Here is a 19,017-nt window from a genome sequence, read left to right as displayed (position 1 = left end):
ACTCCGAGCGTGGCGCGTACCGTTTCGGTCCTATGAGGAACTGCGGCGCCGGTGGCCGATAATCGAAGAGGCTGCCCGACATAGCGAACCCGAGGAAAGGAAGCGACGACGCGAGGCGGAGAGCGACTCGGAAGCGCAAAGAACCAGGCGGTTGCGATATGCGGAACGCCGACGCCATCGCTACCCGGTGCCATCTGAAGACTTGCCTCCGATGGGCCGCCCCGTCGCCACAGAGCAGTGCGGTGTTGTCGTCTTTACCGATGTGTCAGGTGAGCTCGTCGAGCCATCAGTATTGGCCGCCTTCTATCCACACGCGAGGCGGACGGACATCGACTACGCGTGGGGAACGTGGCGCTCGGCGACGCTGACGGAACTCATCAGGACATGGCCCGCTCGTCGTGGGGCCAGCGAAATGGAGCGTTCCCGGGGCTGGTGGCAGCCGACGCTTCCCGAACTTAGAGTTGCTCGTCGAAACGCGCGCACAATCGAGCGTCGAAGGCGAAACCGCGACCTCGGTCCAACGTCATGAAACGCGGCCCGCGACCCGATCGGCCCGCTCTCTCCGCGAGAGGCGCAGCCTTTCATCTGTTCGAATGCCTGTGGTCATCGCCAGCGCTTCCGCTGCCTCAACATCCGATCCTTGCGACCTTAGCTACGCGCGTACCAACGCGCAGGGTAGGGGGCAAGGAACACATGGCCTGGCCCGAAGTTAGCTTGCCTGAGGAGAAAAAGGATGGCGACCACGGCTTCGCAGCATCGCCGTTTTTCCGACGTCGGCAGGTATTCTGCTGGGACTTGGCTTGGGCGGGTTCTTCGATGGAATCGTGCTGCACCAGTTGCTCCAGTGGCATCATATGGCGACCAGCGCCGGCTATCCCGCCGACAATGTTGAGAACCTTCGGTTCAACACGCTTCTCGATGGCCTGTTCCACGCCGGCACATACATCTTCGTCGTGCTTGGTTTGGCCGTGCTCTGGCGCACCGCTCACAAATCTCATCTCTGGTGGTCGGGAAAGATGTTGCTTGGGACGATGCTCATGGGCTTCGGGATGTTCAACCTGGTTGAAGGGCTGATCAATCACCAGCTTCTCGGCATCCACCATGTCAACGAAACCGTCCCGCCGGACCAGTGGATCTACTGGGACATCGGGTTCCTGGTTTGGGGTGCGTTGATGCTGATTGGCGGCCTGGCGCTGGCAAGGCGGGGCAAACGGGAGACGCCAGGCGAGCCTCGCTAGTCTGGGCGTCCGGCACTGTGCGCATCCACCGAACTGGCCGATCCCAGTTGCGCCGCTCGCTGGCGGGAACAAATCACGCGCAGCGCGGTTCGGAGCACTTCATAAATTCCAGCCAAAAGAAACCGTCCGACGCTTGCCGACGTACTGCTTGAACTCGAAGGCGAAACGGGAGCGTTCTGACTTTCGCGAGCAATTTGTCCTGGTCGGCGTGTCAGAGCAGATCGGGCGTTATTTTCATGCCCGGAGGAGGCGCGGAGCCGGCGCGAAGAGGTCGAGCTGCGGGGCCATTCTTTCGCCTTTGTTCCGGTCGCGGTGCGTCTGCCTTCGAGGCGGAAGGAGCGGAATTCCATAGGCTTTCAGCTAGCTGTCAGTCTCGGCACGGCGTCGCGTCAACGCTTTTCCAACTCGGCCTTCAACTCCGCATTCCCTCGACCGCACGCCGACGGCGATGCCGAAGTCGAAAACGAGCGGGGCAAACCTTGGGTCTCTGTGATCGGCGTCACCATCAGCCGCACGGTTGAGCTCTTGGCAGCTTGCCGGAGGATCAGCCTCGCTGTAGTCGCCACAGATCGAATATCCCGAGACGTTCTTCACAATGCCCTGCTCCGCCAGCGCACGCGCAAGAGGGATGTTGACGCCGGTTTCGCCGATGAGGTGGACGCAAACCAGCCCGCCTGGGGACCCCAGGCCGCCGCGATGTCGCTGTTGCCACGCGCCACCGCCTCCATGAGGTTCCCGGCATTGATTTCGTCGAGGCCGCTAAAGCGTGTGCTTGCATTTGCCATTGGCGAGCAAGGCACTTCGTCTGCGGGGTGATCGGATAGCTGCGGCTCTTAAAGGCGCGTCTGGACCATGCTCAGTTTTTGAGCATTCCCAAGGAACCAACGGGTTTTCCCGCAGTTTTGTCAGTCAATGGAGGAAATTATGAACAACCAAAACATGGAACGGGATTCCGCGCCCAAGACACCAGATGACAGTGCAAAGAAGGACGTTGGGACAACAGTGAGCGGCGCGTTCTCCAAGGCATCCGATTTGGCTCAAGAGGCAGCCGATACGGTCAAGCAGTCGGCCGCGGATGGTGCGTCAACAGTTGCCAGCCAAGTAAAGGAAATGCTGGATCGTAAGGTCGGCAGCGGTGCCGAGGTGATGGGTCAGCTCGCAAGCTCGACAAAACGCGCTGCCGAGGACCTCGACGAAAGCGCACCGCTAGTCGCCGGTGTGGTCCGTACGTTCGCCAACCGAATCGACGGGTACGCAGACGATCTGCGGGACCAGTCGGTCGATCAGCTGGTCCGCGCCGCCTCCGATTTGACAAGGCGTCAGCCGGCATTGGTGTTCGGACTTGCCGCCCTTGCGGGCTTTTTGACATTTCGAACGCTGAAGAGCGCACCTCCGGCGTCGCCGCTTTCCAACGAGCCTATGCACGAACGTAACCGGCAAGGAGCGAACGAATTCCATGGCACATGAGCAGCTCAAGAATTCCACGCTTCCTCGCGCACTGTCCGACGTCGTTGCCGACCTTGCCGATCTTGTTCAGAAGGAGCTGCGACTGGCGCGCGCGGAGTTGTCTGAAAATCTCTTTGCCAAATTTCGGGCGGGTATTTGGATGTCCACTGCTGGCGTGCTGGGGCTGATCGCGGCATTTTTGGCAGTGCAGGCGCTTGTCTTCGGGATAGCGAGCGTCGGGATCGCAGTGCACTGGTCCTGCCTGATTGTTGCCGCCATCACGGCCGGGGCTGGAGCGCTCGCCTATTACAAGGGCCGCATGGACGCACACAAGGAGATAACGCCGACCCGTTCCATCCATCAGATCAAGCAGGACATCTCGACAACCAAGGAGCATCTGTCATGAGCCGCGAATCACGTACGGCCAATCTCGGAACGGCGGAATGGCTCATCGGCGCCGCCAAAAACAACCCGGAAGGTCTTCTCCTCGTTGCGGCCGGCTGCGCATTGTTGATGCGCCGCGGCGGGTCATCGGCCATCAGTAGCTTCGGGCATGCTGAGGAATCCCGCGGAAACAATGGCCACCGAAAGGCTCGGTCAAGGTCTTCGAGCACGCGCCCCGATGGACACGAGGCGGAAACCAGAGAAGGCGGCGCCCCAGCGGCGGTAGAGGCAGCACGTGAATATGTTTCCGAGATCGGCGAGAAGGTGGCGGCAACCGCAAGTTCCTACGCATCCTCGGCATCGACATATGCGGACGAGGCGCGGCGCAACGTCTCCCAGACATCGGAACAATTCGCCCGGCAGGCCCAATCCACGCTCCAGGATACGATGAACCGTGTGGCGCAAGCGCAGCCACTGACGCTGGCGCTGCTCGGTTTTGCCGCCGGGGCGGCTGTTGCAGCTGCCTTCCGGACCACTGACATTGAGAACCGGACCCTTGGCCCAGCCGCAGAGCAGCTGACGGACACCGCAGAAAGGGCTGGCGAACGGCTAAAGGAATCGACAGAGGAGGCGGGCAAACGTCTCAGGAGGGCAGCCAAGGAGCGTGGCCTTGATGCCGATGGCCTCAAGGAGGTTGCGAGCGACGTGGCTGGTGCGTTCGGCAGCGCCTTGTCGGGCGAGCAGCCAAGCGAGTCCGCGCAGGCGCCATCCGCGAGTTCGGGTGGATCGCGCGCTCAATCGGCTCAGGGCGGCATGCCCCAGTCGGGCGGCATGGGCCGCTCGCAAGATAACTCGGCCAAATCGGACCAATCGCCACAATCGGATGCCTCTCGGCCGAGCAAATCCGGACGGTCTAGCGGCAAGCGAGGCTCATAATGGGTGAGGCAAGTCTCCGCCAGCTCGAACATGACGTGGAGGCAGCCCGGGCTAGGCTCGCCGAACATCTGTCGACGCTGCGATCGCCAAATACATTGTCCGAGTTTACCGACGAGCTGAAGCACGAGGCGCTCGAGGCAAAGGACGCGCTGGTCGAAAAAGCAAGGTCGACCGCACAGTCAACGGCGCAGGGGATCGTCGATGATCTCAAGGCAAAGGCCGCAGCCAACCCGAGCGCCGCACTGGTGATTGGGGCTGGTCTCGCGTGGCGGTTCCTTCACCGGCCGCCGATCGCAACCGCATTGATCGGAGCGGGACTATTCAGCCTATTGCGGACACCTCCAATACCAGACATGGGCGAGCAGGTTGATCATTTCTCCTACGCCACAGAGCGCTTGAAGGAGCAAGCCGGCGAGCTGGCGGAGAAGGTCGGCGAATTGGGCGCTGAGACGGCGGAAGCAGTGAAGGAGCAAACAACTGAGCTTGCCGGCGCCGTCAAAGAGAGAGTGCGGGATTGGAGCGCCGGGACGCCGAACATGGTGGACGATATGCGGCAGACCTCCGGCGAGGCGGCCCAGCGAGTAGCCGCCACAGCCGGCCGGGCATCATCGGCTGTTCAGGGCGTCATGAGCGATCAGGAGACGCGAGACAAACTCCTGCTGGGGGCTGCGGGAGTAGCCATAGCGGCCGCTATGGCTCTTGCGTATCAGCGGCGGGAAGAGGAGAGGACGGCGGACGATTGACGGCGTAAGCCCCAGTCGATGCCTAGAGTTGTGATTTTGTGAGCGCGTTAAAGTACCCAGTCGACCGTAAACAATCTTGATCGCTAAGCGGCAAGCTGTTTCGGCCGGTTCAGGAACGCGGCGATCAAGAGCGACAAAAACGCCTTCAGCCACCTGATCAGTAGGGGAGAAGTTGTAACCGGCTGCGGCCAGGACGGCGTTGATCGCATCGCCTCGGGTGTGAGCGAGGGTGAAACGGGCGGACGGGTCCGGAACGCGTCTTCGGGGAATGGTGGAAGCGCGACGCCGAGCTCGCGGCGGTCAGGGACTATTTCCAGGTCGAGGATGAGAACGGCGAACGGTACTGGGTCTTCCGTGCCGGCGACGGGGAGGATGCCGCGACCGGATCGCACAATGGTTCATGCACGGGATCTTCGGATGACTGTCGGGAACCCGATATGCCGAGTTTCAGGTCACCTCGCATTTAGTTTCCTGCGCGGAGCGAGCAGCTGCGAAGAGCTGTTCGCGCAGGCGACGATGATTGGCATCGAGGCACTGGCTGTCGTCGATCGCAAATCGCTCGCCGGCATCGTGCGCGCATGAAGCGGCAAAGACGACAGGCCGTCGACCGATGACAGCGCAGTTCGATGGTGACCGCAACGTTATCTACTTCTTCACAGCGAAGGACACCGACTTGGCCGAGGCTGTTGCATCTGCAAAGGAGGCGACACTGGTCTACTCCGCTAAGGGAGACGACCTGTTCGCCACCGTCGAAGGCAAACTGAGGATCGACAATGATCCGGCAGTCATCAACCGTTTGTGGAACCGCTTCGTCGCCGCCTGGTTCGAAGGAGGCAAGGATGATCCGAAGCTGTGCTTGCTCAGGTTCGATCCTGCTGACGCCGAAATCTGGAAAGATGCTTCCAGCATCGTCGCCGGAGTGAAACTTTTCCTCGGGATGGGCGACCCGAAAGAGGACTACAGAGACAGCGTGGCACAGGTTCGAATGAAGTAACCGGACCTGATAGAACGGAACTCATGCAGCTTCCTTGCGGCGCTTCGCCTCTTGCTGGCGCCGGCGGCACTCGCGGGAACAAATGTCGTGTCCGCCTGTTGAATCGCACCTCAAACAACGGGAGAGTGCGATGCTCACCAAATCCCTACTAGCCCTCATGCTGGCTACCAGCTTAACTGCAACAGCAGCGCCTGCCCTTTCGCAAGAGACGCCAACGCCTACACCTCCTGCCGCAGATGACACCGGCGACGACTTCGACTTGGGTTGGTTGGGCCTTCTCGGCCTACTAGGTCTGGCAGGCCTAATGGGCCGCAGGAGGCGGGACGAAACTCCCGGTCGGACGAACGTCAGGTGAGCTACGGCGTGAGCGATTAGTGCCGCTCCGCCATCCTCGCCGCATTATGTAGCGATCGACCTCAGCTGTGCGATGCTGAGCACCGCACTCGCCACTCTCTGCGTCGCTCATGCGGCGCTCTACTTTTCCGCTTGTGCGGAAACGTGGCGTCGCCGTCATCCTCTCCGGATATCACGCGTGGATTGGCGCTTGAGACGCCGTCGTTCGTTCCGCCTTTGTGGTTTTTCTCGGACTGGCCCCTGGCGTCCGCTTCCGGCCCCGGCTTGCCGGACGAGCGTTTAAGCTCTCGATCGACTACCGAGCGGCTGCCTTCGGCCGGGTCTTTATCAAGACGGGTCTTTTTTGACATGGCTCTTTCTCCCTTGAGAAATCGCCAACTCGGCATGAGGAGCAAAGTTCCCTCGATTAGGCGGCCTTCCGCTTCTGCGCTTCCCGCTGCCGGCGCATACCGCGATCCGGCGATGGGTCGAACACAGAGGGGCGATCCGGCGGCGTTGGCAAGCCGACGCCCGTAGGCTCATCTCAGCCGAAGAGGTCAATGCCCATTACGAGGCACAGCCCCGCGACCCGGGCGCGCCTGCGAGGTGACGCGGGCGAGTTCTATCACTGGGCCAAGGTCGCCGCCGAGATCGCCAGAATCGTGCCGCAAGCGGCGATGGATGTCGACGTGGTGGGCGCGATCGTGATCGAGGAAGAGCGCCGCGGTACCTGATCGAGGGTGGTGTTGCCGCTTGCGCGCTGCGGCCGGCAAGGGAAGCTGCGCCGCAGCCTGCAGTTCCGGCAACCCGGCACTATCGCCGGGTTGCCGGCCGCGCCCTTGCCCGCCTTGCTCTTCGCGGCATCCGGTTCATGCCCATAATGCTTGGGGCGGGAATCGGATAGGAAGGAGCGCGTCAGGGCACGTGCAGGCGAATATGGAAAAAGCAGAACTGGAAGAGCTGAAAGAAAAAGTGCCCTGCGGCGCCGTACTCGAGCATTGGGGGTTTGCACTCGATCTCAAGGAGAGCACGCGCAGGGCGATGAAATATCGCCGCGGGGACGCGATCATCATCGTCATCCATGACGGCAAGGGCTGGTTCGATCCGCTTTCGGACGCCAAAGGCGATGTCTATTCGCTGGTCCAGCATCTGGACGGCTGCGATTTCCTGGAAGCATTCGTTCAGGTCGCGTCCCTGGTCGGCTTCGTGCCTTCGGAGCCCGCTTGGACGCGGCAGCCCCGGGAACGCGAGCCGGATCTTTCCCTTCCCGAACGCTGGCGAGCCCGGCCCAAGCCATGGCGTGGATCGGCGACCTGGCGCTATCTGCGTGACAACCGTCACCTTCCCGAACGCATCCTCCGCGCCGCAATCGCTGCCGGCGTCCTGCGCGAAGGCCCGCATGGCAGCATGTGGGCGGCACACATAGATGCGGCGGGAGCTGTCACCGGTTGGGAGGAACGCGGCCCGGAATGGCGCGGCTTTGCGACGGGCGGCAGCAAGGTGCTGTTTCGGCTCGGTCCGGCAGACGCCGGCCGCGTCTGCGTGACCGAAGCCGCCATCGACGCCATGAGCCTTGCTGCGATCGAGGCAAGCAGACCAGACACGCTTTATGTCAGCACCGGCGGCGGCTGGTCGCCAGCGACTGACGCGGCCATTCGCCTGGTAGCAGAGCGGCCGGAGGCACGGCTTGTCGCGGCCACCGATGCCAATCCTCAGGGCGAGGTCTTCGTCGCTCGCCTGCGCGAGCTTGCCCTCGAGCTCTCTTGCGAGTTCGAGCGGTTGAGGCCGGCGGCCGAGGACTGGAACGCGATGCTGAAACCAAGATCCGCGCAACAACCCTGACAGCCCTTCACTCTCGGGATTGAGGATCGTCGGCACGAGTTTGATTGGGGTCATGTCGATGCGCAACGGAGCGCCCAACCGGGACACTGCTTCCTGCCGCAGCGCCTCGACATCCGTGCCCTCGGCTTCCGGGGTGTAGATCTCCAGCACGATCACTCCAGAGCGTTCGTCCGCGTAGGTGGCCCTGTAGACCAGGGAACCTGCCACGGAACCACGCGAGATTGTCGGCGTGAAGCCTTTGAAGCTCCTGGCTGGTGTGCATCTGGCCGGCAATAAACTCGATCGTCAGCCGCTTGCTGCAAGGGAGAGCTTGCGCGTCGCGACAGGCTCGTCGCCCGGTCAAGCGCAGGACCAGCCTGCTGTCGGCGCCTTCCTGCTGATCCCAGAACAGGCCGGCGAGTCGGGACGCATAGGTTTGGCGCAACTCTCTGACGAGAGCGTCGCCCCCATACTGAACCCGGACCAGTTTTGCCCTTTCCGGCGTGTCCGCATCGAGCATGGGCGCCGAACAGTCAAAGAGTGGATCGACCCTGTCGGGGGATTCCAGCTCGACGGCCATGGCCGTGGTTTTGCCAAGCAACATGAGTGCAATGACGGCTGTTGATCGCATCCGTGCATGAGAGCCGCTGCGTGCGACCAAATTGGGGAGGGAAATGAGGAGGCGAGAAGAAAATGAAATCCGGCTGCCGCATACCCGCCGGTCGCCTCAAGGGTGAAGCTTCGCCCGGCTGACGCCGGCCCTTGACCCGACCGGACGGAGAGGCGGCCGCGGGGAGGGGTCCGCAAGGGCTGAAGATGATGGTGACGTCGAGAGGATGAACCGCGCTCCGGCCCGCAATGGCCAAGGAGCCTCCCCATGACCCTCCAATCCTCCATCCGCAAAATCTACTTCGGTGTCGCCGACCGCCGGCAGATGTTCCGTCTGTTCGACCGCCATGCCCAGCGGCCCGTTCGTTGGCAGAACGATGACAGCGCGCTGTTCGCCGGCGAATGGTTCGAGATCGCGCGCGCCGAGCACGACTACATGCTCGACATCCTGCCGCCGCTCTGGATGCGAGGGGAAATGTTCGCCCTGCGCGAGTTCCTCACCGACAGCGTCACCAGTGTCTTCTACACGCTGCGCATCGACGGCAAGCCCCGCTACTTCCACGCCTATTGCGACCTGGCGCAGCCGCGTTCCCCGGTCGAGATGCGCGACGCCATCGTCCAGCGCGAGTCCTGGCCGGTGAAGGCCATGACGCATGACGAGCGCCTCGAGCATGTCTGGAGCGCCACGCACGATGAGTATCGTGGCTATGCCGGCGAGCGCTTCTTGCCCGAGCATCGCGGCAAGCGGACCATCCTCATCTATGGCCTGGGGCGGACCGAGCTCAAGCTACTCGACGATCTCACCGAGAAAGAGATCGCGGCCAAGCTGCCGGTGCATTTGCGGCACCTCCCAATTCGCGTAGCGGCGTGAGGTGTGAGCGATGTTCACATTTCCCATTCTCGCCGTCCGCAAGGTCGTCGATCGCGGCATTGCCGATGCCGCTGTCAATGGCGGCTTCCGCAATCCCTATTACGGCACCCGCCCCGGCGAGGGCGAAAGGCCTGGCCTGTGGCTGGTCGGCGACGAGGGCGTCTACATCATGTCCAACGGCAAACTGGCCGAAGGATCGCGCCCCCTCGTCGTCTATGCCGAGCAGTGCCATCCCAAGGGCGACGGCGACTGGTGGGACTATAAGCGCCGCCACTTCGGCGCCGATGACGGCATCGAGTTCATCGAGGCCGAGCGGCTGATCCCGCTCTTCGACCGCAACATGCGGGCCACCCACCTCAATGTGCAGCTCACCGAGACCGAAATCGTGCTCTCGCTGATCACCCGCTGACTCCAAACCCGCGACGCCGATTGCCCGACCGGACCGGTGGGCCGGCGGTTCGCGCACGCCTTGCTCAAGGAGACTTCCCAATGTCCAATGATGATCCCTTCACCCTCGACCTGTTCGGCAACACTTCGCTTTCGTCCGGCCTCGGTCTCGGCGTCACGGCCTTCGGCAGCGATTTCGGCGCCGAGGATCCTGTGGATCAACGGCCTTCAGCCGCGTCCGCGCCGGTCCCTCACGCAAAGCCCGTCCCGCGTGCCGCCGCCGGACACGGGAGTGTCAATACAGCCACTGCTCGCGGCCAGAGCTTCGTTCTCAACAGCGATCGCGACTTGGCAAAGGGCTGGAAGCAGCGCGCCCGCGACAATCTCGCCGCTATTCGGCTCGCCGCCGAAATCGAGGCAGAGGACCGGCCGGCGACGCCCGAGGAACAAGCCCGGCTCGTCCGCTTCACCGGCTTCGGAGCCTCGGACCTCGCCAATGCCGTGTTCCGGCGTCCGGGCGGAACCGCTTTCCGGGACGGATGGGACGAGATCGGCGCCGAGCTCGAGGATGCCGTGTCGGGTCCGGACTATGCCTCGCTAGCGCGCTGCACCCAGTACGCCCATTTCACGCCGGAGTTCATCGTCCGGTCGATGTGGTCCGGCCTGCAGCGGCTCGGCTGGCGCGGCGGCAGGGTGCTCGAACCCGGCATCGGCACTGGCCTGTTCCCCGCCTTGTTGCCGGCGGAACTGCGCGACCAGGTGCATGTCACCGGGGTCGAGATCGATCCGGTGACCGCCCGCATCGCTCGCCTGCTGCAGCCACGGGCGCGCATCATCAATGCCGACTTCGCGCGCGCCGATCTGCCGGCCAGCTTCGACCTCGCTATCGGCAACCCGCCCTTCTCGGATCGTACCGTACGCTCGGACCGCGCCTATCGCTCGATGGGGCCGCGTCTCCACGACTACTTCATCGCCCGGTCGATCGACCTGTTGAAGCCGGGTGGCCTGGCAGCTTTCGTGACGAGCTCGGGCACGATGGATAAGGCGGATTGTTCGGTACGCGAGCATATCGCGAAGTCCGCCAATCTCGTCGCAGCCATCCGTCTGCCCGAGGGCAGCTTCCGGGGCGACGCCGGGACAGAAGTGGTCGTCGACATCCTGTTCTTCCGCAAGCGCAAGCCGGAAGAGGCCGAGGGCGACGTTACCTGGCTCGACACCGACGAGGTCCGCCTGGCCGACGGCGACGAGGGCGCGATCCGCGTGAACCGATGGTTCGCGCGGCATCCCGCTTTCGTGCTCGGCACCCACGCCACGACCTCCGGCCCCTTCGGCGAGACCAATACCTGCCTCCCGCGTCCCGGTGCTGACCTTGCGCAGGCGTTGTCCGAGGCCGCCTCTCTTCTCCCGGAAGCCATCTACGACGGCGAGCCCGAGGCAATCTACCTCGACGACGACGACATCGACGGGGGAGGGGAGTCGCTTCCCAACGCTCCCGTGATCCGTGAGGGCAGCTACTTCATCGCGTCGAATACGGCGCTGATGCAGATGGTCGACGGGGTTCCGGTGACTGTTCCCCTGCGCAAGGGGCGCAGCGCCGACGGCGTGCCGGACAAGCACGCCCGCATCATCCGCAAGCTGATCCCGATCCGCGATGCGGTGCGCGAGGTCTTGAAGGCGCAGGAGCTCGACCGGCCCTGGAAGCCGGCACATGTCAAGCTGCGCATCGCCTGGTCGAACTTCGTGCGCGCTTTCGGCCCGATCAACACCACGGTCGTCTCCACCAGCGAGGATCCCGAGACCAGTGAGGTGCGCGAAACACATCGCCGGCCGAACTTGCAGCCCTTCCTCGACGATCCCGATTGCTGGTTGGTCGCCTCAATCGAGGACTACGACCTCGAGACCGACACGGCGCGGCCCGGTCCGATCTTCACTGAACGGGTGATCGCGCCACCCTCGGCACCTATCATCACCTCGGCCGCCGATGCCTTGGCCGTGGTGCTGAACGAACGCGGCCATGTCGATGTCGATCACATCGCCGAGCTGCTCCACGCCGAGGTCGAGTCCGTCATTGCCGACCTGGGTGATGCTATTTTCCGTGATCCCGCAACCGGGTCATGGCAGACGGCGGACGCCTATCTTTCGGGCCAGGTCCGCGACAAGCTCAAGGCCGCCGAGGCGGCTGCTGGTCTCGATCCCGTTTTCGAGCGCAATGTCCGCGCCCTTGTCGACGTCCAACCGGCTGATCTCGGCCCTTCCGATATCACCGCCCGGCTCGGCGCACCCTGGATTCAGGCTGCCGATGTCGTCGCCTTCGTTAAGGAGATCACGGGCGCCGAGATTCGCATCCGCCACATGCCGGAGCTCGCCTCATGGACGGTAGAGGCGCGCCAGCTCGGCTGGATGGCGGCCGGCACCTCGGAATGGGGCACTGATCGCCGGCATGCCGGCGAACTCATCGCCGATGCGCTGAACAGCCGGGTGCCGCAGATCTTCGACATTATCAGGGACGGCCAGGCCGAGAAGCGCGTGCTCAATGTCGTCGAAACCGAGGCCGCGAAGGAGAAGCTCACCAAGATCAAAACGGCATTCCAGACCTGGATCTGGTCCGACCCCGACAGGACCGACCGGCTGGCGCGGGTCTACAATGACAGGTTCAACAATATCGCGCCCCGGCATTTCAACGAGGACCATCTCAACCTTCCGGTCGCCTCGGGCGCCTTTTCTCTTTATCGGCACCAGAAACGCGGCATCTGGCGCATCATCGCGGCCGGCGCGACCTACCTCGCCCATGCCGTGGGCGCCGGCAAGACCATGACGATGGCAGCCGCCATCATGGAGCAGCGCCGGCTCGGTCTCATCGCCAAGGCGATGCTGGTGGTCCCGGGTCACTGTCTGGCGCAGGCCGCGCGCGAGTTCCTCGCGCTCTATCCGACCGCCCGCATTCTTGTCGCCGACGAGACGAATTTCACCAAGGACAAGCGGCATCGGTTCCTCAGCCGTGCCGCAACGGCGAATTGGGACGCGATCATCATCACCCATTCCGCCTTCCGCTTCATCTCCGTGCCGTCTGCCTTCGAGCAGCAGTTGATCCAGGACGAGCTCGAACTCTATGAAACTCTGCTCACGAAGGTCGAGAGCGGCGATCGCGTCTCGCGCAAGCGCCTCGAGCGCTTGAAGGAAGGGCTCAAGGAGCGGCTGGAGTCGCTGGCCACCCGCAAGGATGACCTGCTGACGATCTCCGAGATCGGCATCGACCAGATCATCGTCGACGAGGCGCAGGAATTCAGAAAACTCTCCTTCGCCACCAACATGTCGACGCTCAAGGGAATCGATCCGAACGGCTCGCAGCGTGCCTGGGACCTTTATGTGAAATCCCGCTTCGTCGAGACGAAAAATCCCGGCCGGGCGCTCATCCTCGCCTCCGGCACGCCGATCACCAACACCCTGGGCGAGATGTTCTCTGTGCAGCGCTATCTCGGCTACGCGGCGCTACTGGAGCGTGGGCTGCACGAGTTCGATGCCTGGGCCTCGACCTTCGGCGACGTCACCACCGAGCTCGAACTGCAGCCCAACGGCAAGTACAAGCCGGTGACGCGCTTCGCCACCTTCGTCAACGTCCCCGAGCTCATCGCCATGTTCCGCTCGTTCGCGGATGTGGTGATGCCGGAGGACTTGCGCGACTATGTGAAGATCCCGGCGCTTTCGACCGGCGCGCGGCAGATCAGGACCTCCAAGCCCTCAGCCGCCTTCAAGCGCTATCAAGTCCTGCTCGACGCCCGGATCAAGGCCATCGAGGAGCGCGAAGGACCGCCAGAGCCCGGCGACGACATCCTGCTCTCGGTTATCACCGATGGGCGGCATGCCGCGATCGATCTGCGCCTGGTCGATGCCGACAATGACAATGAGGCGGACAACAAGCTCAACGACCTTGTTTCCAATGCCTTCCGCATCTGGCAGGAAACCGCCGGCAACGACTATGTCCGCCCCGACGGCAAGCCCTTCGAGCTATCCGGCGCCGCGCAGATGATCTTCTCGGACCTCGGGACCATCTCGGTCGAAAAGACCCGAGGCTTCTCTGCCTATCGCTGGATCAGAGACGAACTGATCCGCATGGGCGTGCCGGCATCCGAGATCGCCTTCATGCAGGATTTCAAGAAGTCCGAGGCAAAGCAGCGTCTGTTCGGCGACGTCCGTGGGGGCAAGGTTCGTTTTCTGATCGGCTCGTCCGACACTATGGGCACCGGCGTCAACGCGCAGCTCCGCCTCAAGGCTCTGCATCATCTCGATGTTCCGTGGCTGCCCTCGCAGATCGAGCAGCGTGAGGGTCGCATTTTACGGCAGGGCAACCAGCACGATGTCGTCGATATCTTCGCCTATGCCACCGAAGGTTCGATGGATGCGCAGATGTGGCAGAACAATGAGCGCAAGGCTCGTTTCATCGCGGCGGCGCTCTCAGGCGACACCTCCGTTCGCCGACTGGAGGACCTCGGTGAAGGACAGGCCAACCAGTTCGCCTTGGCCAAGGCCATTGCCTCGGGCGATCCGCGCCTGATGCAGAAAGCTGGCTTGGAAGCCGATATCGCCCGGCTCGAACGCCTGCGCTTCGCGCACCAGGACGATCAGTTCGCCATCCGCCGGCAGATCCGCGATGCCGAGCGGGATATGGAATATGCGACGCGGCGGATCGGCGAGATCGGGGAGGATCTCGCCCGTCTGGTTCCGACTGCCGGCGACGCCTTCGGCATGACCGTCGGCGACGAGACTTTCACCGAGCGCAAGCTCGCTGGTCGGGCACTCATGAAGGAGATTCTGACCCTCGTGCAGCTTCAGCACGAAGACGAGACCGTCATCGCCTCAGTTGGCGGATTCGAGCTCGCATATTCCGGCCAGCGCTTCGGCCCGGACGGCTATCGCTACGCCACCATGCTGGTGCGCACCGGAGCCGAAACGGAAATCGAACTGCCCGTCACCACGACGCCGCTCGGTGCGATCGCCCGGCTCGAGCATGTCCTTGCCAGCCTCGAGGAGGAGCAGGAGCGATATCGGCATCGCCTCTCCGACGCAGAGCGGCGCTTGGCGTCCTATCGCTCGCGCGAGGGCGGCGCCTTCGCCTTCTCGGACGAGCTGGCCGACAAGCGCCGGCAACTCGCCGAGTTAGAGAAGTCGCTTGCGGAAGACCTCGTGGCGGGCGGCGAACGCGCCGCTGCCTAGTCGGCCTCGAGGTGCTGCCGGTCAACATCACCTGTTGACCGGCCGTCGCCGTTCGCTAAGCTGAGCCCGTCTGAGCAAAGGATGGCGCCAGACGCGACCCAAGCCATCCCGATAACCGGCGAGCGGATCATCCGTAACGCCGAAGATAAGAAGAAACAGCACCAGCTCATGCTGGCCGCGCTGCGCAAGATTTCCATGAAGAACAACATCTGGCTGCTGCCGAATGGCAGGGCAGCCTCAACGCATATGGAGATTCCATGCGGTACGCACTTATCAATGGGGAGCGGCATGAAGCCGAGCCTCGTCTTGTCGGCACCTGTCCTGGCTGCGCCCAAGCGATGGTCGCAAAATGCGGGGACCAGAGAATTCACCATTGGGCGCACAAGGGCATGCGCGTCTGCGACCCCTGGTGGGAGCCCGAAACCCCTTGGCACCGGGCGTGGAAGCGGGAGTTCGAAGACGCCTGGCAGGAAGTTATCCTCCACGACGAATTGGCCGAAAAGCACATTGCCGACGTTCGCACCGACCATGGGCTCGTTCTCGAGTTCCAGCATTCGCACATCTCGCCACTGGAGCGATCGCGCGAGGCGTTCTATCGCAACATGGCCTGGATCGTCGACGGAACCCGGCGCAAGCGGGATCTGCCCCGATTCATTGACGGGCACCGATCGCTGCGGCCCTCGCCCTGGAGAGGCATCTACACCACGCCGTTTCCCCAGGAGTGTTTCCCATCTGACTGGCTCGACAGGGCTGTGCCGGTGTTCTTCGACTTTGCTGGCATGGAGCCGCTCGATCAGCGCGCCGGGATCGAGCGGTGCCTGTTGTGGGGATTGCTGCCTGGACGCGCCGATGGGCACGCCCGTCATCGTCGCTCTTGCCCGCCAACGTCTCGTTGTGGCGGCGCGCACCCGGCCCCAGATCGTTCCGGCCCGCGAGATCGTCGTCACCCTTGGCTACCGGTATCGAGCGGCGCGCGTCGAGGCGCGTCGATATGCGGGGCTCCCGGCCTGGCGCCGGCGGACACGGCGGCGTCATGCCACTCGGTTCTAGCCCGGGCCTTCGGAGGGGGGAAGCAGGAATGAAGAGGGGATGAGCCCGCTCGCAGATCGGGCGATCCGCCGACGCTGACGCTCAATCGCCCCCGTCGCGATTCCGGCCCGTCGTCCCGCGCAGGGCTGGAAGCCCCGCTTGGCCAGCCGGGCAGGAATGCTCGGGCGCAATTGCACCGGCCCGCCCGCTCCGCGGGCCGGGGAATGTCTTCGGAAAGAAGACTAGAAAGGACCGGCGATGGGCCGTGTCCGCAACCCTCCAAGGAGCATTCCCATGGAACTGAAGTTTGTCGATCCGCGCTCGCTCAAGGACAATCCCGACAAGGCGCGCCGTTCCAAGTCCAGCCCCCAGGCCGACGCCCTGCTGTTGGCAACCATCAAGGCCGTCGGCATCGTGCAGCCGCCTGTGGTCACCACTGAGGCCGATGGCGGCAATGGCTTCGTCATCGACGAGGGCCATCGTCGCGTCAAGCAGGCGATCGCCGCCGGCCTCGAGGAGATCGCCGTTCTGGTCGTGCCTCGGGCCGAGGATGGCGGCGCCATGCGCTCGCTCGTCACGACAATCGCGCACGAGCAACTCAATCCCGTCGACCAGTGGCGCGCCATCGAACGTCTCGTGGCGCTCGGGTGGACCGAGGAGGCGATCGGCATCGCGCTCGCCCAGTCGGTGCGTCAGATCAAGAAGCTTCGCCTGCTCGCCAATGTGCTGCCGGCGATGCTGGATCACATGGCCAAGGGCGACATGCCCGACGAGCGGCAGCTCCGCACCATCGCCGCCGCCTCGCTCGAGGATCAGAAGGAGGTCTGGAAGGCTAACAAGCCGTCCAAAGGCGACCCGCAGGTCTCGTGGTGGAGTGTCGCCAACGCTCTCGCCAAGACCCGCATGTATGCGCGCGATGCCAGCTTCGGCGACGACCTCGCCCAGGCCTACGGCATCGCCTGGGTCGAGGACCTGTTCGCCCCGGCCGATCAGGACAGCCGCTATACCACTGACGTCGAGGCCTTCCTCGGCGCACAACAGGAGTGGATGACTCAGAACCTTCCGAAAAAGGGCGTCATCGGCGAGGTCAGTAACTACGGCGAGGTCAAGCTGCCGCCCAAGGCCGAGCGCGTCTATGGCACGCCCAAGAAGTCGGACCACACTGCGATGTACCTTGACCGCGAGGGCAAGGTGAAGACGGTCCACTTCCGCATGCCCGAGGCCAAGAAGAAGGCCAAGGGTTCGGAAGCGGGCGATGCTGCCGACGAGACGATCGTCGTCTCCAAGCCGCGCCCCGACGTTACCCGCAAGGGTATCGAGATGATTGGTGATCTGCGCACCGATGCGTTGCACGAGGCGCTGTCGCGGGCGCCGATCGAGGATGACACGCTGGTCGCGCTGCTCGTTCTCGCCTTCGCCGGCCAGAACGTGCGCGTCGACTCCGGCGCCGGCGGCGACTTCCGCTACGGCGGTCGCTTCGGCCGTCACGCGGCAACTCTCTTCGATGCGGAGGGCAAGCTCGCCTTCGATACCGACACGCTGCGCGTCGCCGCCCGCGGCGTGCTGATTGACGTGCTCTCGTGCCGGGAAAACATTAGCAAATCCGGCATCGTGTCGATCGTCGCCGGCTCTGCGATCGGGGCCGATGGCTTCCTCGCCAACATGGGCACGGAGGACTTCCTCTCCTGCCTGTCGCGTCCGGCGCTCGAAGGCTCGTGCGCCGACACGCCGGTACTGCCGCGCGCCCGGGTGAAGGACAGGCGCGCCGCGCTCGTCGAGCACTTCAAGGAGGGCCATTTCGTCCACCCGGCGGCGCTGTTCGCGCCCGATGCGACCAGCCTTGCCGAATGGCTCGCCAAGAGCGCCGTCACCGAGGTTGAGGACGATAATATGCCTGACGCCGGGGACGTCGGCGGCGAGGACCAGGCGCCCGAGGACCACGAGATCGAGGAGGGCTACCGCGAAGCCGCTGAGTAGCGCCCCGCTTCTTCTTTCGGTCGCTCCGCCGCCGGGTTCGCCCGGCGGCGGTTTCGTTTCCAGCCCACCTATGGAGGACATCATGTCCGCGCATACGATATTTGAATCCGTGCCGATCGGCGCCATGGTCGCCTGGTCCGACGGCACGCCGCGGCCGCCGGAACGGCATGCCAAAAAGCTCGCCGCCTGGAAGAACAGCAACAGCCAGGGACGGCTCATCCGCAAACAGGATGGTGGCGACGCCGGCACGCTTGGCTCCAGCGGAAGCTTCACTCTGCACGAGGCCGATTTCGGCGCCGGCGGCGTCATCGCTATCCGCGTCCACCGGACCTTCTCGCGTGGCTCCAGCCTGCGCTTCACCATCGTCGAGCGCCCTCCGGTTGGCTCCGTGCGCGTGTTCGACCGTGCTGGTGACCATGCCGAGCTGGTCCACCTCGCTCCCCATGGAGCCGCCGCCCAACACTGGCTGTCGCAGCACGGCTATCCCAAGGCCGTGCTCGAGGACGTCACGGCCGACGAGGCGGCGGGCGATGTCGTCGAAGGGAGGACCGCGGCATGACCCGGATCCTCGAAACCTCACCCCCTTCGACCGAAGTCCCGGATTTGTCCGGGGCCATTTTCGGGCGCAGCGCCGACGGCATGCTCGTCGCTCTCGTCGGTGAGCATGCTTTCGCGATGGTTCCCGCTCGCGACGGCCGGCACTATCTCGCTAGCGGTTGGCGGATTCGCCGGCCCATGTCGGAATGGATCCGGGTAGATTTCTACGGCCATTCCGGCGAGATTGCCGACGAACCAGGCTTCCGAGCGAAAGTGCTGGAACAGGCCCAACATCAGCGCGAGAAGCTGGCGCTCGACCGGCGCGAGGACCGGTCCCCGGCGCATACTCCATGGGGACCGTCACAGAGAGCAACCATTTACGCGGACGGTGTGACCTTCTATTCGACTGCCGGTCACGGCGGTTTCCATCTCTCCCCGGACCGAAACCGAGAAGTCCACCCTCAGCTCCACCAGCGGGATGCCATAAGCGTATGATAAGAC

The 19,017-nt window shown here is 63.8% G+C and carries 17 protein-coding genes and 2 pseudogenes; 17 read left to right on the top strand and 2 right to left on the bottom strand.

All coding sequences use genetic code 11. The features are described from left to right. Nucleotides 1–755 precede the first annotated feature (755 nt). The 8 genes and pseudogenes from EOA78_RS29730 to EOA78_RS29700 all read left to right on the top strand — a co-directional run bounded on the left by EOA78_RS29730 (nucleotide 756) and on the right by EOA78_RS29700 (nucleotide 5,741). Nucleotides 756–1,238: a DUF2243 domain-containing protein gene (locus tag EOA78_RS29730; protein WP_127318653.1), complete on the top strand. Its 483-nt coding sequence runs from the start codon at nucleotides 756–758 to the stop codon at nucleotides 1,236–1,238. 924 nt (nucleotides 1,239–2,162) lie between these two features. Beyond that, complete coding sequence (locus EOA78_RS29725) at nucleotides 2,163–2,705, top strand: hypothetical protein (RefSeq protein ID WP_127318651.1); 543 nt, start codon at nucleotides 2,163–2,165, stop codon at nucleotides 2,703–2,705. Next, nucleotides 2,695–3,090 (top strand): phage holin family protein, encoded by a 396-nt coding sequence (locus EOA78_RS29720; protein WP_127318649.1) that lies wholly within the window; start codon nucleotides 2,695–2,697, stop codon nucleotides 3,088–3,090. Before EOA78_RS29725 ends, EOA78_RS29720 begins: the two co-directional genes overlap by 11 nt. After that, nucleotides 3,087–4,004 (top strand): hypothetical protein, encoded by a 918-nt coding sequence (locus EOA78_RS29715; protein ID WP_127318647.1) that lies wholly within the window; start codon nucleotides 3,087–3,089, stop codon nucleotides 4,002–4,004. The genes EOA78_RS29720 and EOA78_RS29715 overlap by 4 nt, the downstream gene beginning before the upstream one ends. Further along, nucleotides 4,004–4,747 (top strand): hypothetical protein, encoded by a 744-nt coding sequence (locus EOA78_RS29710; protein WP_127318645.1) that lies wholly within the window; start codon nucleotides 4,004–4,006, stop codon nucleotides 4,745–4,747. The genes EOA78_RS29715 and EOA78_RS29710 overlap by 1 nt, the downstream gene beginning before the upstream one ends. Nucleotides 4,748–4,992: 245 nt before the next feature. Beyond that, nucleotides 4,993–5,168, top strand: a pseudogene (locus EOA78_RS37440) (DNA polymerase Y family protein); the annotation flags it as partial. Next, complete coding sequence (locus EOA78_RS36600; protein ID WP_245477830.1) at nucleotides 5,165–5,329, top strand: hypothetical protein; 165 nt, start codon at nucleotides 5,165–5,167, stop codon at nucleotides 5,327–5,329. The pseudogene EOA78_RS37440 and the gene EOA78_RS36600, both read left to right, overlap by 4 nt. Before the next feature lie 28 nt (nucleotides 5,330–5,357). Continuing rightward, complete coding sequence (locus tag EOA78_RS29700) at nucleotides 5,358–5,741, top strand: pyridoxamine 5'-phosphate oxidase family protein (protein WP_206533530.1); 384 nt, start codon at nucleotides 5,358–5,360, stop codon at nucleotides 5,739–5,741. A gap of 416 nt (nucleotides 5,742–6,157) precedes the next feature. Here EOA78_RS29700 and EOA78_RS29690 read toward each other — a convergent pair whose 3' ends face one another. After that, on the bottom strand, nucleotides 6,158–6,445 hold the full coding sequence (locus tag EOA78_RS29690; protein WP_127318641.1) for a hypothetical protein: 288 nt from the start codon (nucleotides 6,443–6,445) through the stop codon (nucleotides 6,158–6,160). A gap of 189 nt (nucleotides 6,446–6,634) precedes the next feature. Between EOA78_RS29690 and EOA78_RS29685 the strand changes: the two genes are divergently transcribed. The 6 genes from EOA78_RS29685 to EOA78_RS29660 all read left to right on the top strand — a co-directional run bounded on the left by EOA78_RS29685 (nucleotide 6,635) and on the right by EOA78_RS29660 (nucleotide 14,973). Continuing rightward, nucleotides 6,635–6,808 (top strand): hypothetical protein, encoded by a 174-nt coding sequence (locus tag EOA78_RS29685; RefSeq protein ID WP_245477829.1) that lies wholly within the window; start codon nucleotides 6,635–6,637, stop codon nucleotides 6,806–6,808. A gap of 202 nt (nucleotides 6,809–7,010) precedes the next feature. Beyond that, nucleotides 7,011–7,916 carry a DUF3991 and toprim domain-containing protein gene (locus tag EOA78_RS29680; RefSeq protein WP_127318639.1) on the top strand — a complete coding sequence of 302 codons (906 nt, stop codon included), beginning with the start codon at nucleotides 7,011–7,013 and terminating at the stop codon, nucleotides 7,914–7,916. A gap of 229 nt (nucleotides 7,917–8,145) precedes the next feature. Then, the gene (locus EOA78_RS29675) at nucleotides 8,146–8,520 is read left to right on the top strand and encodes a hypothetical protein (RefSeq protein ID WP_127318637.1); all 375 of its coding nucleotides are present in this window, start codon (nucleotides 8,146–8,148) and stop codon (nucleotides 8,518–8,520) included. A 252-nt stretch (nucleotides 8,521–8,772) separates the two neighbouring features. Next, entirely contained in the window at nucleotides 8,773–9,375 is a 603-nt protein-coding gene (locus EOA78_RS29670) for a DUF1419 domain-containing protein (RefSeq protein WP_127318635.1), read from the top strand. 10 nt (nucleotides 9,376–9,385) lie between these two features. Next, the gene (locus tag EOA78_RS29665; RefSeq protein ID WP_127318633.1) at nucleotides 9,386–9,784 is read left to right on the top strand and encodes a DUF3085 domain-containing protein; all 399 of its coding nucleotides are present in this window, start codon (nucleotides 9,386–9,388) and stop codon (nucleotides 9,782–9,784) included. A gap of 80 nt (nucleotides 9,785–9,864) precedes the next feature. Beyond that, nucleotides 9,865–14,973, top strand: coding sequence for an N-6 DNA methylase (locus EOA78_RS29660; RefSeq protein ID WP_127318631.1), 5,109 nt, complete (start codon nucleotides 9,865–9,867; stop codon nucleotides 14,971–14,973). On the opposite strand, the gene EOA78_RS37435 is transcribed toward EOA78_RS29660, so the two are convergent. Continuing rightward, nucleotides 14,970–15,839 (bottom strand): hypothetical protein, encoded by an 870-nt coding sequence (locus tag EOA78_RS37435; protein WP_245477827.1) that lies wholly within the window; start codon nucleotides 15,837–15,839, stop codon nucleotides 14,970–14,972. The genes EOA78_RS29660 and EOA78_RS37435 overlap by 4 nt on opposite strands. Before the next feature lie 457 nt (nucleotides 15,840–16,296). Here EOA78_RS37435 and EOA78_RS29645 point away from each other — a divergent pair, with 457 nt between their 5' ends. The 3 genes and pseudogenes from EOA78_RS29645 to EOA78_RS29635 all read left to right on the top strand — a co-directional run. After that, entirely contained in the window at nucleotides 16,297–17,979 is a 1,683-nt protein-coding gene (locus EOA78_RS29645; RefSeq protein WP_127318627.1) for a ParB N-terminal domain-containing protein, read from the top strand. A gap of 82 nt (nucleotides 17,980–18,061) precedes the next feature. Beyond that, nucleotides 18,062–18,538, top strand: coding sequence for a hypothetical protein (locus EOA78_RS29640; RefSeq protein WP_127318625.1), 477 nt, complete (start codon nucleotides 18,062–18,064; stop codon nucleotides 18,536–18,538). Then, nucleotides 18,535–18,984, top strand: a pseudogene (locus EOA78_RS29635) (hypothetical protein); the annotation flags it as partial. The gene EOA78_RS29640 and the pseudogene EOA78_RS29635, both read left to right, overlap by 4 nt. Nucleotides 18,985–19,017: the final 33 nt, after the last annotated feature.

This window comes from Mesorhizobium sp. M5C.F.Cr.IN.023.01.1.1 (assembly GCF_003997585.1).
GTDB classification, from domain to species: domain Bacteria; phylum Pseudomonadota; class Alphaproteobacteria; order Rhizobiales; family Rhizobiaceae; genus Mesorhizobium; species Mesorhizobium wenxiniae.
Note: the sequence above shows the minus strand (reverse complement) of the source record. Positions and strands in the feature narration are given on the sequence as shown.

Coding starts and splice junctions, on each gene's coding strand:
- EOA78_RS29725 (WP_127318651.1), top strand. CDS start 2,163: ATGAACAACCAAAACATGGAACGGGATTCCGCGCCCAAGACACCAGAT.
- EOA78_RS29720 (WP_127318649.1), top strand. CDS start 2,695: ATGGCACATGAGCAGCTCAAGAATTCCACGCTTCCTCGCGCACTGTCC.
- EOA78_RS29715 (WP_127318647.1), top strand. CDS start 3,087: ATGAGCCGCGAATCACGTACGGCCAATCTCGGAACGGCGGAATGGCTC.
- EOA78_RS29710 (WP_127318645.1), top strand. CDS start 4,004: ATGGGTGAGGCAAGTCTCCGCCAGCTCGAACATGACGTGGAGGCAGCC.
- EOA78_RS36600 (WP_245477830.1), top strand. CDS start 5,165: ATGACTGTCGGGAACCCGATATGCCGAGTTTCAGGTCACCTCGCATTT.
- EOA78_RS29700 (WP_206533530.1), top strand. CDS start 5,358: ATGACAGCGCAGTTCGATGGTGACCGCAACGTTATCTACTTCTTCACA.
- EOA78_RS29690 (WP_127318641.1), bottom strand. CDS start 6,445: ATGTCAAAAAAGACCCGTCTTGATAAAGACCCGGCCGAAGGCAGCCGC.
- EOA78_RS29685 (WP_245477829.1), top strand. CDS start 6,635: ATGCCCATTACGAGGCACAGCCCCGCGACCCGGGCGCGCCTGCGAGGT.
- EOA78_RS29680 (WP_127318639.1), top strand. CDS start 7,011: ATGGAAAAAGCAGAACTGGAAGAGCTGAAAGAAAAAGTGCCCTGCGGC.
- EOA78_RS29670 (WP_127318635.1), top strand. CDS start 8,773: ATGACCCTCCAATCCTCCATCCGCAAAATCTACTTCGGTGTCGCCGAC.
- EOA78_RS29665 (WP_127318633.1), top strand. CDS start 9,386: ATGTTCACATTTCCCATTCTCGCCGTCCGCAAGGTCGTCGATCGCGGC.
- EOA78_RS29660 (WP_127318631.1), top strand. CDS start 9,865: ATGTCCAATGATGATCCCTTCACCCTCGACCTGTTCGGCAACACTTCG.
- EOA78_RS37435 (WP_245477827.1), bottom strand. CDS start 15,839: ATGACGGGCGTGCCCATCGGCGCGTCCAGGCAGCAATCCCCACAACAG.
- EOA78_RS29645 (WP_127318627.1), top strand. CDS start 16,297: ATGGAACTGAAGTTTGTCGATCCGCGCTCGCTCAAGGACAATCCCGAC.
- EOA78_RS29640 (WP_127318625.1), top strand. CDS start 18,062: ATGTCCGCGCATACGATATTTGAATCCGTGCCGATCGGCGCCATGGTC.